Annotated in this window: 16 protein-coding genes and 1 pseudogene; 8 read left to right on the top strand and 9 right to left on the bottom strand. The window is 72.5% G+C overall.

What is annotated here, in order from left to right:
* Positions 1 to 225 precede the first annotated feature (225 nt).
* Entirely contained in the window at positions 226 to 1320 is a 1095-nt protein-coding gene (rsgA, locus tag ACZ51S_RS34410; RefSeq protein WP_468963161.1) for a ribosome small subunit-dependent GTPase A, read from the bottom strand.
* Positions 1321 to 1691: 371 nt separating this feature from the next.
* Positions 1692 to 2066 carry a peptidase inhibitor family I36 protein gene (locus ACZ51S_RS34405; RefSeq protein ID WP_468479990.1) on the bottom strand — a complete coding sequence of 125 codons (375 nt, stop codon included), beginning with the start codon at positions 2064 to 2066 and terminating at the stop codon, positions 1692 to 1694.
* 802 nt (positions 2067 to 2868) lie between these two features.
* Between ACZ51S_RS34405 and ACZ51S_RS34400 the strand changes: the two genes are divergently transcribed.
* On the top strand, positions 2869 to 3267 hold the full coding sequence (locus ACZ51S_RS34400; RefSeq protein WP_468804088.1) for a VOC family protein: 399 nt from the start codon (positions 2869 to 2871) through the stop codon (positions 3265 to 3267).
* On the opposite strand, the gene ACZ51S_RS34395 is transcribed toward ACZ51S_RS34400, so the two are convergent.
* The 7 genes from ACZ51S_RS34395 to ACZ51S_RS34365 all read right to left on the bottom strand — a co-directional run bounded on the left by ACZ51S_RS34395 (position 3201) and on the right by ACZ51S_RS34365 (position 7609).
* Positions 3201 to 3959, bottom strand: coding sequence for a helix-turn-helix transcriptional regulator (locus tag ACZ51S_RS34395; protein WP_468963158.1), 759 nt, complete (start codon positions 3957 to 3959; stop codon positions 3201 to 3203). The two genes, ACZ51S_RS34400 and ACZ51S_RS34395, sit on opposite strands and share 67 nt — an antisense overlap.
* Before the next feature lie 168 nt (positions 3960 to 4127).
* Positions 4128 to 4664 (bottom strand): hypothetical protein, encoded by a 537-nt coding sequence (locus tag ACZ51S_RS34390; RefSeq protein WP_468479986.1) that lies wholly within the window; start codon positions 4662 to 4664, stop codon positions 4128 to 4130.
* A gap of 224 nt (positions 4665 to 4888) precedes the next feature.
* Positions 4889 to 5314 carry a hypothetical protein gene (locus ACZ51S_RS34385; RefSeq protein WP_468479985.1) on the bottom strand — a complete coding sequence of 142 codons (426 nt, stop codon included), beginning with the start codon at positions 5312 to 5314 and terminating at the stop codon, positions 4889 to 4891.
* Positions 5315 to 5413: 99 nt separating this feature from the next.
* Positions 5414 to 5641 carry a helix-turn-helix domain-containing protein gene (locus ACZ51S_RS34380; RefSeq protein WP_468963157.1) on the bottom strand — a complete coding sequence of 76 codons (228 nt, stop codon included), beginning with the start codon at positions 5639 to 5641 and terminating at the stop codon, positions 5414 to 5416.
* The gene (locus ACZ51S_RS34375) at positions 5641 to 6138 is read right to left on the bottom strand and encodes a DUF2975 domain-containing protein (protein WP_468963155.1); all 498 of its coding nucleotides are present in this window, start codon (positions 6136 to 6138) and stop codon (positions 5641 to 5643) included. The genes ACZ51S_RS34380 and ACZ51S_RS34375 overlap by 1 nt, the downstream gene beginning before the upstream one ends.
* 95 nt (positions 6139 to 6233) lie before the next feature.
* Positions 6234 to 6446 carry a TetR-like C-terminal domain-containing protein gene (locus tag ACZ51S_RS34370; protein WP_468963153.1) on the bottom strand — a complete coding sequence of 71 codons (213 nt, stop codon included), beginning with the start codon at positions 6444 to 6446 and terminating at the stop codon, positions 6234 to 6236.
* Between the two features lie 38 nt (positions 6447 to 6484).
* Positions 6485 to 7609 carry a YihY/virulence factor BrkB family protein gene (locus tag ACZ51S_RS34365; protein WP_388946494.1) on the bottom strand — a complete coding sequence of 375 codons (1125 nt, stop codon included), beginning with the start codon at positions 7607 to 7609 and terminating at the stop codon, positions 6485 to 6487.
* 17 nt (positions 7610 to 7626) lie between these two features.
* Here ACZ51S_RS34365 and ACZ51S_RS34360 point away from each other — a divergent pair, with 17 nt between their 5' ends.
* From ACZ51S_RS34360 to ACZ51S_RS34330, 7 genes and pseudogenes are all read left to right on the top strand, one after another.
* Positions 7627 to 9270, top strand: coding sequence for an acyl-CoA dehydrogenase family protein (locus ACZ51S_RS34360; protein ID WP_468963151.1), 1644 nt, complete (start codon positions 7627 to 7629; stop codon positions 9268 to 9270).
* Between the two features lie 398 nt (positions 9271 to 9668).
* The gene (locus ACZ51S_RS34355; RefSeq protein WP_388946503.1) at positions 9669 to 10934 is read left to right on the top strand and encodes a GAF domain-containing protein; all 1266 of its coding nucleotides are present in this window, start codon (positions 9669 to 9671) and stop codon (positions 10932 to 10934) included.
* A 5-nt stretch (positions 10935 to 10939) separates the two neighbouring features.
* A complete protein-coding gene (locus ACZ51S_RS34350; protein WP_468479981.1) occupies positions 10940 to 11503 on the top strand; it encodes a GNAT family N-acetyltransferase in 564 nt (187 codons plus the stop codon).
* A gap of 533 nt (positions 11504 to 12036) precedes the next feature.
* Positions 12037 to 12120 carry a putative leader peptide gene (locus tag ACZ51S_RS34345; RefSeq protein WP_312847410.1) on the top strand — a complete coding sequence of 28 codons (84 nt, stop codon included), beginning with the start codon at positions 12037 to 12039 and terminating at the stop codon, positions 12118 to 12120.
* Positions 12121 to 12339: 219 nt separating this feature from the next.
* Positions 12340 to 14046: a nitrite/sulfite reductase gene (locus ACZ51S_RS34340; RefSeq protein ID WP_468963149.1), complete on the top strand. Its 1707-nt coding sequence runs from the start codon at positions 12340 to 12342 to the stop codon at positions 14044 to 14046.
* Complete coding sequence (locus ACZ51S_RS34335) at positions 14043 to 14222, top strand: hypothetical protein (protein WP_125815005.1); 180 nt, start codon at positions 14043 to 14045, stop codon at positions 14220 to 14222. The genes ACZ51S_RS34340 and ACZ51S_RS34335 overlap by 4 nt, the downstream gene beginning before the upstream one ends.
* A pseudogene (locus ACZ51S_RS34330) lies at positions 14219 to 14349 on the top strand (phosphoadenylyl-sulfate reductase); the annotation flags it as partial. The gene ACZ51S_RS34335 and the pseudogene ACZ51S_RS34330, both read left to right, overlap by 4 nt.

Genomic DNA, 14349 nt, shown 5'->3' with positions numbered 1-14349 from the left:
GCGCGCGGTACCGCTCCGCAGGACATACCCGGAACAGGCGCCGAACATCGAAGCCCGCCCCGGACGACACCCCACCCCGGCACCGCCCCCGACCCACCCGAAGCCACCCCACCGCACCCCGCCCGACAGGGCAACGGCCCCGACCCGAAACCACCCCACCGCAACACCGCCCGGCAGAGCCTCCCCCGCCCACCCCGAACCGCCCGGCCAGGGCAAGGGCACCCGCTAATTGCCCCGCTTCGCCGCGTAATTCGCGCGCCCCACCGCCGACTTCATGCGCCAGTCCCGGCGGATCTCCGCCCGCAGCCTGGCGTCGGTCTTCGCGACGATCCGCTGGTTCTCGCGCAGCAGCTTGCGGTAGCTCTCCAGGCGCCGCTCAGGCAGCTCGCCCTCCGCCACCGCCTCCAGCACCGCGCACCCCGGCTCCGCCTCGTGCGCGCAGTCGTGGAAGCGGCACTGCTCGGCGTACTCCTCGATCTCCGAGAACACCTGCCCCACCCCCGCCTCCGCGTCGAAGAGCCCGACGCCGCGCAGCCCCGGGGTGTCGATCAGAACGCCCCCGCCCGGCAGGGCGAGCAGGTTGCGCGTGGTGGTGGTGTGGCGGCCCTTGCCGTCGACCTCGCGGGTCTCCTGGACGTGCATGACGTCGGCGCCGAGGAGCGCGTTCGCCAGCGTGGACTTGCCCGCGCCGGAGATGCCGAGCAGCACGCTCGTACCGTCGGCGACGATCGCGGCGAGCACGTCCGTGCCCTCCCCCGTGTGGGAGGAGACGGTGAGGACCTGCACGCCCGGAGCGCTGGTTTCCACGTCCTGCACCAGGTGGGCCAGCGTGCTGGGGTCCGGGACCAGGTCGGCCTTGGTGAGGACGACCAGCGGCTGTGCCCCCGACTCCCACGCCAGCGCGAGGAACCGTTCGATCCGGCCGAGGTCGAGCTCGACGGCGAGCGAGACCGCGATGATCGCGTGGTCGACGTTGGCGGCGAGGATCTGCCCCTCGGACCGCTGCGAGGAGGTGGACCGCACGAAGGCGGTCCGGCGCGGCAGGTACGCCTTCACGTAACGGGGATTGCCGGTCGCCTTGACGGCGGCCCAGTCGCCCGTGCAGATGACCCGCAGCGGGTCGTGCGGGGTGACGAACGCGGTGTCGGCGCGGACCACGCCGTTCTCCGTCATCACGTCGCACTGGCCCCGGTCGACCCGCACGACGCGCCCCGGGAGGAGTCCCTGGGCGGCGTAGGGGGCGAACTCGTCGGCCCACGCCTCGTCCCAGCCGAAGGAGGACAGGGAGGAGAGGGAAGAGGAGGAAGAAGAGAGAGTCAAGGGGAACCCTTCACAGGGTGGCCCCGGCAGCGCCCGCTCGGCGGCGGTGCGAAGAGAGTGTGAGGTCAGCCGGAGACCACAGGGGCGGAAACGATGATGAACTCCTGAATGCGGGCAAAGCCCGTCACCGTGACAGTCATCAATGTCCTCACCTCCTGCTTCTTCTCAACGAACCGACACCACGCCCTCGGCGACGACACACGGCCGCGCCTCGGAACGAGCAGAACCATAGCCCCGCCCCAAGGCACGGCACCACCGATTAAATTCGGGCCCCGGCGTCACGCCGCAAGGCGTACGGCATCCTCGGCGAGGATCGCCGGCCTGCCGGCCCCCGCACCGTCCGCGGGCCCCGGCGGGGACCCGGTCGCTTCTCAGCAGCTCATGGCCCAGGTGTGGGAATCGCCGTCGTCGTTGGCCGCGGCGTTGTGGCTGACCTCCTGGCCGGGGGTGAGGCAGAGGGTCATGTGGCCGCCCAGACCGCTCGCGGAGTAGACCTGTACGTGGTCCTTGATGCCGGGGCCGGAGATGCCGTGGTTGGCCCAGGAGGAGTCCTCGTCGGCGATGTAGCCCTCCCACCAGGTGTCGTCGCCGCTCCAGTTGGCCCGCTGCCCCCGGTAGTCGACGTCCGTCCAGGCGCAGAACTGGCCGCTGGGGCAGTCGGCCGCGCCGGCCGGAGCCGCTGCGGCGAGGCCGGCGGTGAGGACGAGGAGTGCGGTGGCGGCGGAGGTGAACAGCCTGCTCTTCATGAGGGGTCGTGGCCTTTCTGGTGGGGGGTGTGGCCGGCGGACAGCAGTGGGGCCCGCGCGGTGCAGTGCGCGGCCGCGGAGCCGGTCGTAGGTGGCGATGTCGCCGCGGTGTGCGGCGCGGACCTCGGCGAGGCGGGCGGGCTCCAGCCGGGCGCGCAGTTCCTGGAGGCCGGTTGCGCCGATACAGCGGGCGTCCCGGTCCTCGCACGCCGCGCGGCGTGCGAGTGCGGCCCGGTATTCGGGGTCTTCCTTGAGCCGGGCCTGGGCCTCGGCGCGCAGGTTGTTGACGGTGACCTCGGCACGGAACCAGCGGGCCTGGTCGCCGTAGAGGAAGCGGTGCGCCTCGGCCAGGCAGCCGTCGGTGTGCGCACGGACCGTGTGTCCGGTGGCGAGCGTGACCGACAGCTCGGCCGGGTCGCTCCCGAACAGCACGTCCTGCCGCGGAGGCGGTCCCGCTGCCCCACGGGCCGTCAGGCAGCGGTTCACCAGGAGCTGCTGGGCGGCCTTGATCAGGTCACTGCGAGCCGACTCCGACCTGGGCAGCTTCGGCTGGGAGGGTCCCGCGCACGCGCCGGCGCACAACACCGCCACGGCGATGCCCGTTGCCCCACGACGGATCGCCCGAATCCGGGGCGGCGCAAACCCTCACACCACCCCGAACGATCAAGGGTGACCGGAGACACGGTGAACTCCGGGGCGTCAGCCGGACCGGGCCGGGGCGCATGGCGGCGTCCGTGTGCCGTTTCCGCGATGTCCGTTTCCTTCAAGACCGCGGCCCGGCCGTCCGCCTAGCCTGCGGTTCATGACTCCACGACTCGACATGATCGGCCTGGTCGTCTCCGACATGGCCGCCTCGCTCGCCTTCTACCGCCGGCTCGGTCTGGACGTCCCGGCCGGCGCCGACGCCCAGCCGCACGTCGAGGCCGTACTGCCCGGCGGGCTGCGGATCGGCTGGGACACGGAGGAGACGGTCAGGTCCTTCGACCCCTCCTGGACCCCGCCGAGCGGCGGCCAGCGCCGGGAGCTCGCCTTTCTGTGCGAGTCCCCCGCCGAGGTGGACGCGCTGTACGCGGAGCTGACGGGCGCCGGGTACGAGGGGCACCTCGAGCCCTGGGACGCCTTCTGGGGGCAGCGCTACGCGGTGGTGCTCGACCCGGACGGCTGCGGGGTCTCGCTGTTCGCCCCCGCCGACGCCGTGTAGGCCCCGAGGGTGGTCCCGGCCAGGGCGCGCACCTCGCGGGCCAGGTGCGCCTGGTCGGCGTACCCGGCGGCGCAGGCCACCTCCGCCTGGGGGAGCCCGCGCCGGGCCAGGGCCAGCGCGCGCTGGAGGCGCAGCACCCGGCCCAGGGTGCGGGGGCCGTACCCGAAGGCGTCGAGGGAGCGCCGGCGCAGCTGGCGTTCCCCGAGCCCGACGGCCCGCGCGATCGCGGCGACCGGCTGCCCCGCCCGGAGCCGGGCCGTCACCTCGGCGGGGAGCGGGTCGGGCGGGCCGGCGGCGGCGAGGCGGGTCCGGGCCAGCGCTTCGAGGGCCGCGCACGGGTCCTCGTACGCGGCCGTGTGCTCGGTGAGGCGGCGCACGTCGCGGCCGGGCCACAGGTCGGCCAGCTCCACCCGCCGGTCGCGCAGCTCGTGGGCCGGTACACCGAGCAGCGCGGGCGCGGTGCCGGGGGCGAGGCGGAGCCCGGCGAAGGCACGGCCGGGGACCTCCCCGGCGGGGTGCGGGCCGGTGTCGGGGCCGGCGACCAGCAGCCGCCCCTCGGTCCACAGCAGGTCCATGCACCCGTCGGGCAGCACCACCCCGCCGGGTCCCCGTGCCCGCCAGACCACGGCTCCGGGGACCTCCCCGGACGGCGCTTCCTCGTACACACGGCCACCTTGAAGGGGGCGTTTCATCCCGTTGTTTCATCCTGGATTGCCGGGTTGAGCGTGGTGCACGTGCCGCGCCAACTCGGGGTGGATTCGGCGGTGAGGCGGCGGGTCATGAGGTTCCTCTCCCCGGCCTGGCCGTCCACCTCGCCTCGGCCGCCTCGGGCCTCCCGGCCACCGATGAGCTGTCCGCCTTCATCGCGGCCCACACATCGCCATGACGGGCGCCGCCGCCTTCCGGCGCCGGTGGTACGCGAGGGCGACCGCCGCCAGCAGCGGGGGCCACGCGACCAGGGGGACGTAACAGGCCAGCAGGAAGACGTCCTGGGCCGGGCTGCCGATGGTCCCCTCGCCGATCCCGACGACGTTGGCGTACGCGAACCAGGCGATCAGGGCCGCCCCGGCGGCCGCCCCCAGCAGTGCCGGAACCACCGCCGCGAGCGGTGGCACCCGCCGCCCGCCGAGGTACGGGATCCAGTGCGGCACGGTCTCTCCCCAGCCGCGGACCAGTCCCAGCGTGAGCAGGGCCAGGCACTCGGACAGCACGCTGAGGAAGAGCACGTACGCCGCTCCGGGCACGGTCGTGACGGGCTCGGCGGCAACCGGCAGCCCCACGACCAGGGCGACCCGCCACAGCCCCGACGGGACGGCGATCAACGGAACGGCATGGGCGGCGACGGCGGCCCACCGGGGCACGTCCGGCAGGGCCTTGACTCGCAACAGGTTCGGCATGACGAACATGCTGGCCGGGAACCGAGCCGACCCACATCGTCCCCCGCTCCCGACCTCTTCCCCCACACGGGGGAGGCAGGATGCTACCCATGTCCCCTCACCCGCAGAACGGACGGAATCCGCATGACCGACATCACCCCGGCCGAAGGGTGGGAGCTGCTGCCCGCCTCCGTCCGCGAACAGGTTGACGCGTACGGCCCGGGCGGGGGGGGCGGAACACTCGGTCAGTTGAAGTTGGGCCAGTCCCAAGGCGTCCAGCCCGACCCGAGGGCGAGGCGCGTCCTGCTGACGACGGGGCCGTTGCTGTTGTTGAGGTAGATGGTCGTTCGGAAGTCGCCGTCCACCTGCTGATCCTCCACCTTGACAGCGTTCGTGGCGCGGGCAGAACCGAGGGGATCGGGCTTGCCCAAGGACACCCATCCGGTCCACTGATTGCTGATGGTCCAGCGCGTCCACACCGCATAGTCGAGGCCGACCAGGAACTGTTCCTTCTGGCCGTTCGGAAGCGCGTGGTTCGTTACGCCGTAATCACATATGTACCGGCCGCCGCCCCCCGCGTTGCAGGTATCGGCTGCCTGAGCCGGCGTGACGGCCACGGCCAGTCCTGCGATGGCGGCGATGGCGACAACCGTAGCCTTGAACCTCTTCAACCTGAGCACCTTGTTCTCTCGATGTGATCCATCCGACTCGGGCCTCCAGGCCCGGTCATGACACACCGTCACCCTACTGGCCGAATCGGCGAACCGCGCTCACGAACCGCCGTCGGCGCCCTCACCGTCGCCGCCGGCCCCCCAGCGCAGCAGGTCCCCCGGCTGGCACTCCAGCACCTCGCAGAGCGCCGCGAAGCGCACCGCCTTGGCCCGGCCGCTCTTGAGCACCGCCAGGTCGGCGGGAGTGATCCCGACGCGTTCGGCGAGTTCGCCCACGGCCATCTTCCGCCTGGCCGGCATCACGTCGATGCCGACGGCGATCGGCATCAGATCACCTCGTCCAGCTCGGCCCGCATCCTGGCCGCCTCGACGTCGCGCGCGACGGCCTGGGCGAGCAGCATCCGCAGTACGAGCACGATCAGCGCGACGCCCAGGACGGCGAGGCCGGCCCCGCCGATCAGGAGGACGACGCCCGGGGCGACGGCTTCGCCCGGCGCCAGCACGGCCCCGAGCGCGAACACCAGCAGGGCGGCCGCCACGATGGCACCGATGACGACATCCACGTACCGGAAGGCGGCATGGGAGAACACCGTCCCGCGTCGCACCATCGTCACCAGTCGCCACACGCACACCAGGACGACCTGCACCGTCACGACGCCCAGGACGATGAGCGCGAGGAACGGTGCGCGCAGGTACGCGAACTCCTCCTCGAGCCCCTCCAGATCGCTGGCCAGCAGCGGCACCATCACCGCCTCCACGAACACCGACCCGGCGAGCAGCACCACCAGCACAGCGCGCAGCGCGAGCACCGTCAGCTTCCCCATCATCTCTCCCTCGATCGAACAACGATGGAAATCTATCGAGAATCGATAGCTGCGGCAAGCCTTCAGCCCGCGACGAACGCCGCCCTGTCCGGCGGTCAGATACGGCGTTCGATCATGTCGATGAGGTGCCGGCCCGCGTCGTGGGCCCGGGTGGGATGAAGGCCGCGCAGGGGACCGTCGATGACGAGGACAGCGCGACCGTGGACGGCGGACCAGGCGAGGAACTCGGCTCCGGGGCGCCGGCCTTCGGGCAGCCGGCCCGTTTCCACGAGGTCGTCGAGGGCGGCGCCGAGGATACTCCCAGACAAGCCGAAGCCCAGCTCCGCGGGCCAGGGCGGGCCCGCCGTCAGTGCTTGCGCAGGCGGGAGGTGTAGTCGTCGGGCGGCAGGAAGTTCGACCACCGCTCGGGGAACTCCGAGGGCATTCCGGCGTCCTCGTCGTCCTCGGACTCCCCCTCGGCGAGGGCCCGCCAGGCGGCGGCGCGGGCGACGAGCCGGGCGGCCTCGGCCTCGCGGGCCCGTTCGTTGGCCTCGCGGGCGGCGGCGGTGGCCACCGAGGGCCAGACCCGGTCGATGGCGGCGTTGACGGCGGCGCCGACGAGGACCGCGAAGGCGGAGATGCCGATCCACAGCAGGATCGCGACGGGCGCGGCCAGGGAGCCGTAGATCGTCGGCCCCTCCACCGTGTTGGTCAGGTAGATCCGCAGCAGGAACGAGCCGAGCACCCACATCGCGAGCGCCACCAGCGCGCCCGGCACGTCCTCGATCCACGGGGAGCGGACGGGCACGGAGACGTGGTACAGCGTGGTCAGGAAGGCGATGGAGAGCAGGGTGACCACGGGCCAGTAGAGGACGGCGATGACCTCCGTGCTCCAGGGCACCAGGCGGACGACGGCGTCGGGTCCGACCACCATCAGCGGGAGCACGATCGCGCCGATCAGCAGGGCGATCACGTAGAGGAGGAAGGCGAGCAGCCGGGTCTTGACGATGCCCCGCTGCCCGTCGAGCCCGTACATGACGGTGATGGTGTCGATGAAGACGTTGACGGCGCGCGACCCCGACCACAGGGCGAAGGCGAAGCCGAGGGAGATCAGGTCGGGGCGGCCGCGGCTGGTGACGTCGTCGAGCATGGGTCTGGCGATGTCGTTGACGCCCCGGTCGGACAGGACGGTGCCGACCGCGCGCAGGATGTTCTCCTCGATGCTGGCGACGGACTCGGTGTTCGTCCAGCCGTCCACGTAGCCGAGCAGGCCCAGCAGGCCGAGGAAGAGCGGGGGCAGGGAGAGGAGGGTGAAGAAGGCCGCTTCGGCGGCGAGGCCGAGGATCCGGTACTCGATACAGGAGTTGACGGTGTCTTTGAGGAGCAGCCAGCCCATCGTGCGCTTGGAGACGTTGCGGTAGAGGGCGCGGGCCCGGTGGAGCCGTCCCGGCCGTACCGGGAAGCCCTCGGGTGTTTCTTTTGCTGGCTGCACGTCCTTACGGTATCCGCATGGCAGCCACCACCCACACAGTCAGCAACCAGGCCCCTCCCCTCGTGGGGTACGAGGTCTACCTCGGCGACCGCGCCCTCACGGAGGGCGTGGAGCGGCACCTCGCCGACGCGGCCCCGGAACTCCGCGAGGAGGTGCGCGGGGAGCTCACCGCTCTCGGGCGTGCCGCGGGTTCCGCGCAGGCCCAGCAATGGGGCCGGGAGGCGAACGAGCACCCGCCGGTCCTGCGGACGCACGACCGGTACGGGAACCGGATCGACGAGGTGGAGTTCCACCCTTCGTGGCACCGGCTGCTCGGGCACGCGGTGGGCGCCGGGCTGACGGACGCCTGGGGCCGTCCGGCCGGGCACCTGCGGCGCGCGGCGGGTTTCTTCCTGTGGTCGCAGACCGAGTCGGGGCACGGCTGCCCGGTCTCGATGACGCACGCCGCCGTGCCGGCGCTGCGGGCCGATCCGGAGCTGGCGGCGGAGTGGGAGCCGCGGCTGACCTCGCACGTCTACGAGGAGGGGCTGCGGCCGGCCGGGCAGAAGGCCGGGGTGCTCTTCGGGATGGGGATGACGGAGAAGCAGGGCGGCAGCGACGTACGGGCGAACACGACGACGGCGGCGCCGCTGGATGCCTCCGGGGAGTACGTGCTGACCGGGCACAAGTGGTTCTGCTCGGCTCCGATGTCGGACGGGTTCCTGGTGCTGGCGCAGGCGCCGGGTGGGCTGACCTGCTTCCTGGTGCCGCGGGTGCTGCCGGACGGGACGCGGAACGCGTTCGCGATCCAGCGGCTGAAGGACAAGCTGGGCAACAAGTCGAACGCGTCGGGGGAGATCGAGTTCGACGGTACGTGGGCGCGGCGGGTGGGCGAGGAGGGCCGGGGGGTGCGGACCATCATCGAGATGGTCGCGGCGACCCGGCTGGACTGTGTGATCGGTTCGGCCTCGCTGATGCGGCAGGCGCTGACGCAGGCCGTGCACCACGCGGAGCACCGCTCTGCTTTCGGAGCACCGCTCATCGAGCAGCCGCTGATGCGCAACGTCCTCGCCGACCTCGCCCTGGAGTCGGAGGCGGCGACGGCTCTGACGCTCCGCCTGGCGGCCGCGTACGACGCCGGGACCGACCAGGAGCGGGCCTTCCTGCGCCTGGCCGTGCCCGCCGCGAAGTACTGGGTGACCAAGCGCTGCACGCCGATGGTGGCGGAGGCCCTGGAGTGTCTGGGCGGCAACGGCTACGTCGAGGAGTCCGGGCTGCCCAGGCTGCTGCGCGAATCCCCCGTGAACTCCATCTGGGAGGGCTCGGGCAACGTCCAGTCCCTGGACGTGCTGCGCGCGCTCCAGCGGGAGCCGCTGGCCCTGAACGCCTTCCTCCAGGAGGTCGGCCTGGCGCGGGGCGCCGACCACCGGCTGGACGCGGCGATCAAGAACCTGCTGACGGAGCTGGCCGACCTCGACGGCATCGAGGCACGCGCCCGCCGGGTGGTGGAGCGGATGGCCCTGGTGCTGCAGGGCTCGCTGCTGGTGCGGTGGGCCCCGCCGGAGGTGGCGGACGCGTTCTGCGCGTCGCGGCTCGGCGGTGACTGGGGGGCGGCCTTCGGAACGCTGCCGCACAGCCTGGACCTGGCCGCGGTGGTGGCACGGGCGCGGATCGCGGGCTGACGGCGGTCCCCAAACCACCGTGCTCCCCGGCCGTCGTGGTCCCCAAACCGCTACGGCCGCCGGAACGCTCAGCACCGGATCCGAGCCCGTGGCGGTGGGACCGGGGGTGGCGCCGCGCCGACTCGGCACCACCCCTGGTCCAAGAGCCCCGAGGAAGGAGCTGTCACGCCGCTCGGCGGCGTGCCGATAGTTTCGGTCGGGTGACCGGAGGTTGGCGAGGGTTGCATACCGTTGCAACCCTGCATTCCTTACGGCTCGGAATTCGCCCGCCGCATGTGCCCGGGAAACACGCGCGTGCGGCACCGGGGGCGGCTCCGGCAGTACGTCCTGTTCAGCACGGGGAGGTTCCGGTGGCCAACACCGCAGGCAGCACGGTCGACGTGGCGCGCATCTCGGCCATGGACGCGCGGGAGGCGACGCGCCTGCTCAAGGGGGTACGGGCGGCCGCGCTGGCCGGGGACCGGCCGCCGGCCGCCCCCCGCCCGGAGATCGCCGAGTCCTGGCGGCGGATGCTCGCCGGCGGTGTGCACCCCGACCGGGACGCCCGCTCGCGCATGCTGTCCGCGGCCGAGACCGAGGAGCGGCGGCAGGTCTCGCCGCTGCGGGAGATCCTCCCGGTGCTGCGCGAGGGGCTGCTGCCCGCCCTGGACGAGTCCCTGCACATCATGGTCGTCGCCGACGCGGACGGGCGGCTGCTGTGGCGGGAGGGGCACCGGTCGATCCTGCGCAAGGCCGACCGGCTGGGCTTCGCGGTGGGGGCCGACTGGGACGAGGCCGTGGTCGGCACGAACGGGGTGGGCACGGCCCTGGTGACGCGGCGCCCGGTCCAGGTGTTCTCGGCGGAGCACTTCGTCTCCAGCCACCACGACTGGACCTGCGCGGGGGCCCCCGTGCACGACCCGCGGGACGGGCGGCTGCTCGGCGTGGTCGACGTCAGCGGGCCGCTCGCCACCATGCACCCGGCGACCCTGGCCTGGGTGAGCTCCGTGGCCCGCCTCGCCGAGCGGGAGCTGCGGGTGCGGCACCTGGAGTCCCTGGAGCGGCTGCGGGCGGTGGCGGCCCCGCTGCTGGCCCGGCTGCCCGGGCGGGCCGTGGCCGTGGACCCGCACGGCTGGACGGCGGCCGTGACCGGGCTGGCCCCCGCCGACCGGGTCGCCCTGCCGAAGGCACTCGGCCCCGGGCCGGTACGGGTCGCGCAGCTGGGCGACTGCGTGGCCGAGCCGCTGCCCGGCGGGTGGCTGCTGCGGCTGGCCGAGCCGCGCGGCGCCGCCGCGGCGGTGAGCCGGGTGGTGCTGGACCTGAGCCGGCCCCGGTCCTGGTCGGCGACGGTGTACGGGGCCGCCGGCAGCTGGTCCCAGGAGCTGAGCCCGCGCCACGCGGAGCTGCTGTTCCTGCTGGCGGAGGCGCCGCGGGGGCGTACGGCGGCGGAACTGGCCGCCGAACTGTTCGGGGACCCGACGCGGACGGTGACGGTCCGCGCCGAGCTGTCCCGGGTACGGCGGCACCTCGCCGGGGTCCTGACGCACCGGCCGTACCGCTTCGCGGAGGACGTGGAGGTGGAGCTGATCCGCCCGGCGGACCCGGGCCGGCTCCTGCCCCACTCCACCGCCCCGGCGGTCGTCCGGGCCCGCGTGGGCCACGGCGCGGCGGCCGTGATTCCCTGAACCGCATGAGCACCATCACACTCACCACCTGGTCCCTCGAGATGACCTCGGCGTCGGACCTCGTCCCGGCGGCGGTACCGGGGCCGGAGATCACGATCATCCGCTCGGAGGTCCCGTCGCCTGAGTTCAGCCGGTTCCTCTACGCCTCGGTGGGCGGGGACATCCACTGGACGGACCGGCTGTCGCTGACCCGCGCGCAGTGGGTGGAGCAGCTGAACCGGCCGGGGGTGGAGACGTGGGTCGCGTACGACCGTGGCACCCCGGCCGGGTACGTGGAGCTGGACCCGCAGCCCGACGGTGTGGTCGAGATCATGTACTTCGGGCTCCTGCCCGACTTCCGGGGCCGCCGCATCGGCGGACACCTGCTGGCCTTCGGCACGGCCCGCGCCTGGGACCTCGCGTCCCGCTGGCCGGACCGCGAGCCCACGCGGCGGGTCTGGGTGCACACGTGCAGCCAGGACGGCCCGACGGCGATGGCCAACTACCAGCGCCGGGGGTTCAAGGTCTTCAGGACGGAGACGGAACTGAAGGAGGCCACGCCTACGCCGGGGCCGTGGCCGGGAGCGTAGGCCCTGGCCGGGCGGTTCGGGGGTGGGGGGTTGCCCTGTCGGGGTCGCTGCTCTGCCGGGCGGGGTGGCTTCGGGTCGGGGGCGGTGCCCTGTCGCGCCGGGTTCGGTGGGGTGGTTTCGGGTCGGGGGCGGTGCCGGGGTGGGGTGTCGTCCGGGGCGGGCTTCGATGTTCGGCGCCCGTTCCGGGTCTGAGTCGTACGAGGTACCCGGCGCCGAATTCATCTCGTTTTAGCCCCGGACGACACCCCACCCCGTCCCCACCCCCTCACGTCCGTTGTCCGGCCGCCCCGCGCTGGTGTGCTGCCGGAAACTTCAGCCTCGCCGGCGTTTGAGGCGCGGGGGTCTGAGGGCTGGCCCCCAGGAAGCGGTCCGCACATCCAGCCGCGTCAGCGTTTGAGGCGCGGGGGCCGGGGCGGAGCCTCGGGGAACGGGCGAGGGTGACGCCCGTCACGTCATCCCACGATCCGGGACGAGTTCGTCCGGATCGTGGACAGTAGTGGACTCCTCCAATCGCCACATGCCACGCTTCGGCCATGAATGGAGCTGGAATTGCCTTGGTGAGTCGGCGGCACGTCGACCTCGGCCGCATGTCCAGCGCCATCTGTCCGGCACGCTGACGGAACCAGCGACCGCCGCACATCGCCGCAGTCCCCGCCGCCGCGGACGCGTCGATCACCCGCAAGCCCCCTGAGGCCGAACACCGCCCCTTGCCTGCCGGCAACCCCGGCACGCGGGCGGATATCGGCCGCACCTGCTCAGAGACTCCAGCGTGACAGGGGCGCGCCGCCGCTCCCCCCTGCCTCCACCTCGAGCCGTTGAAGAAGGACGTACCCGCCATGGCCGCCACCCCCGATACGCCCGCAGCCGCCCCCGCAGCCGCAGCGCGCCGCAAGACCGGCCGTCACCGCGGCGAGGGTCAGTGGGCCGTCGGACACCACACGCCCCTCAACGGCAACGAGCAGTTCAAGAAGGACGACGACGGTCTCAACGTGCGGACGCGCATTGAGACGATCTACTCCAAGACGGGCTTCGACTCGATCGACCCCAACGACCTGCGCGGACGCATGCGCTGGTGGGGCCTGTACACCCAGCGCAAGCCCGGGATCGACGGCGGCAAGACCGCGATCCTGGAGCCCGAAGAGCTGGACGACAAGTACTTCATGCTGCGCGTCCGCATCGACGGCGGCCGGCTGACCACCGAGCAGCTCCGCGTCATCGGCGAGATCTCCGAGGAGTTCGCGCGCGGCACCGCGGACCTCACCGACCGCCAGAACGTGCAGTACCACTGGATCCGGATCGAGGACGTCCCGGAGATCTGGCGCCGCCTGGAGGCCGTCGGCCTCTCGACCACCGAGGCCTGCGGCGACACGCCCCGCGTCATCCTCGGTTCGCCCGTCGCCGGCATCGCCCAGGACGAGATCATCGACGGCACCCCCGCCATCGAGGAGATCTACCGCCGCATCGTCGGCAACCCGGACTTCTCGAACCTGCCCCGCAAGTTCAAGTCCGCGGTCTCCGGCTCGCCGCTGCTCGACGTGGCGCACGAGATCAACGACATCGCCTTCGTCGGCGTGAACCACCCCGAGCACGGTCCCGGCTTCGACGTCTGGGTCGGCGGCGGTCTGTCCACCAACCCCAAGCTGGGCGTCCGCCTGGGCACCTGGGTCTCGCTCGACGAGGTCCCGGACGTCTACGAGGGCGTCATCTCGATCTTCCGGGACTACGGCTACCGCCGCCTGCGCACCCGCGCTCGCCTGAAGTTCCTCGTCGCCGACTGGGGCCCGGCCAAGTTCCGCCAGGTCCTGGAGGACGAGTACCTGAAGCGGAAGCTGACCGACGGCCCCGCGCCCGAGCAGCCCTCCGGCCAGTGGCGTGACCACGTCGGCGTCCACCAGCAGCGGGACGGCAAGTTCTACGTCGGCTTCGCGCCCCGCGTCGGCCGCGTCGACGGCGCCACCCTGACCAAGATCGCGGACATCGCCGAGCAGCACGGCTCCGGACGGCTGCGCACCACCGCCGAGCAGAAGATGATCGTCCTCGACATCGAGGCCGGCCAGGTCGACTCGGTGGTCGCGGCCCTGGAGTCGCTGGACCTGCGGGTCAAGCCGTCGCCCTTCCGCCGCGGCACGATGGCCTGCACCGGCATCGAGTTCTGCAAGCTGGCCATCGTCGAGACGAAGGCGCGCGGCGCCTCGCTGATCGACGAGCTGGAGCGCCGCCTGCCGGACTTCGCCGAGCCGATCACCATCAACATCAACGGCTGCCCGAACGCCTGCGCCCGTATCCAGGTGGCGGACATCGGTCTCAAGGGCCAGCTGGTCCTGGACGACGAGGGCAACCAGGTGGAGGGCTACCAGGTGCACCTGGGCGGCGCCCTCGGCCTCGAAGCCGGCTTCGGCCGCAAGGTCCGCGGCCTCAAGGTCACCTCGGCCGGTCTGCCCGACTACGTCGAGCGGGTCGTCAAGCGCTTCGCGGAGGAGCGCGAGAACGGCGAGCGCTTCGCCGCCTGGGTCGGCCGCGCCAGCGACGCGAGCCTCTCATGAGCGAGCGCGCCGCACCGTTCTACTGCCCGTACTGCGGCGACGAGGACCTGTTTCCCCACGAGACGGGTCACGGCGCCTGGGAATGCAGGGCCTGCAACCGGGCCTTCCAGCTGAAGTACCTCGGGCTGCTGGCCCGGGGCGTTCAGTCCAACACCGCTGGAGGGGACGAGATATGACCACCACTCAAGACGTCGGTCTCAAAGAGCTTGCCGAGCGGGCGGGCCGGGACCTGGAGGACGCTTCCGCCCCGGAGATCCTGCGGTGGGCGGTGGAGACGTTCGGGGCCAGGTTCTGTGTGACGTC

The sequence above is a fragment of the Streptomyces sp. NPDC034043 genome, from assembly GCF_055575675.1.
This window is presented reverse-complemented; position numbering and strand designations above follow the sequence as displayed.

Bases quoted from the DNA above. Each gene is read 5' to 3' on its own strand.
- ACZ51S_RS34405 (WP_468479990.1), bottom strand. From the start codon at position 2,066: ATGAAGAGCAGGCTGTTCACCTCCGCCGCCACCGCACTCCTCGTCCTC.
- ACZ51S_RS34400 (WP_468804088.1), top strand. From the start codon at position 2,869: ATGACTCCACGACTCGACATGATCGGCCTGGTCGTCTCCGACATGGCC.
- ACZ51S_RS34395 (WP_468963158.1), bottom strand. From the start codon at position 3,959: ATGAAACGCCCCCTTCAAGGTGGCCGTGTGTACGAGGAAGCGCCGTCC.
- ACZ51S_RS34390 (WP_468479986.1), bottom strand. From the start codon at position 4,664: ATGCCGAACCTGTTGCGAGTCAAGGCCCTGCCGGACGTGCCCCGGTGG.
- ACZ51S_RS34380 (WP_468963157.1), bottom strand. From the start codon at position 5,641: ATGCCGATCGCCGTCGGCATCGACGTGATGCCGGCCAGGCGGAAGATG.
- ACZ51S_RS34375 (WP_468963155.1), bottom strand. From the start codon at position 6,138: ATGGGGAAGCTGACGGTGCTCGCGCTGCGCGCTGTGCTGGTGGTGCTG.
- ACZ51S_RS34360 (WP_468963151.1), top strand. From the start codon at position 7,627: ATGGCAGCCACCACCCACACAGTCAGCAACCAGGCCCCTCCCCTCGTG.
- ACZ51S_RS34355 (WP_388946503.1), top strand. From the start codon at position 9,669: ATGGACGCGCGGGAGGCGACGCGCCTGCTCAAGGGGGTACGGGCGGCC.
- ACZ51S_RS34350 (WP_468479981.1), top strand. From the start codon at position 10,940: ATGAGCACCATCACACTCACCACCTGGTCCCTCGAGATGACCTCGGCG.
- ACZ51S_RS34345 (WP_312847410.1), top strand. From the start codon at position 12,037: ATGAATGGAGCTGGAATTGCCTTGGTGAGTCGGCGGCACGTCGACCTC.
- ACZ51S_RS34340 (WP_468963149.1), top strand. From the start codon at position 12,340: ATGGCCGCCACCCCCGATACGCCCGCAGCCGCCCCCGCAGCCGCAGCG.
- ACZ51S_RS34335 (WP_125815005.1), top strand. From the start codon at position 14,043: ATGAGCGAGCGCGCCGCACCGTTCTACTGCCCGTACTGCGGCGACGAG.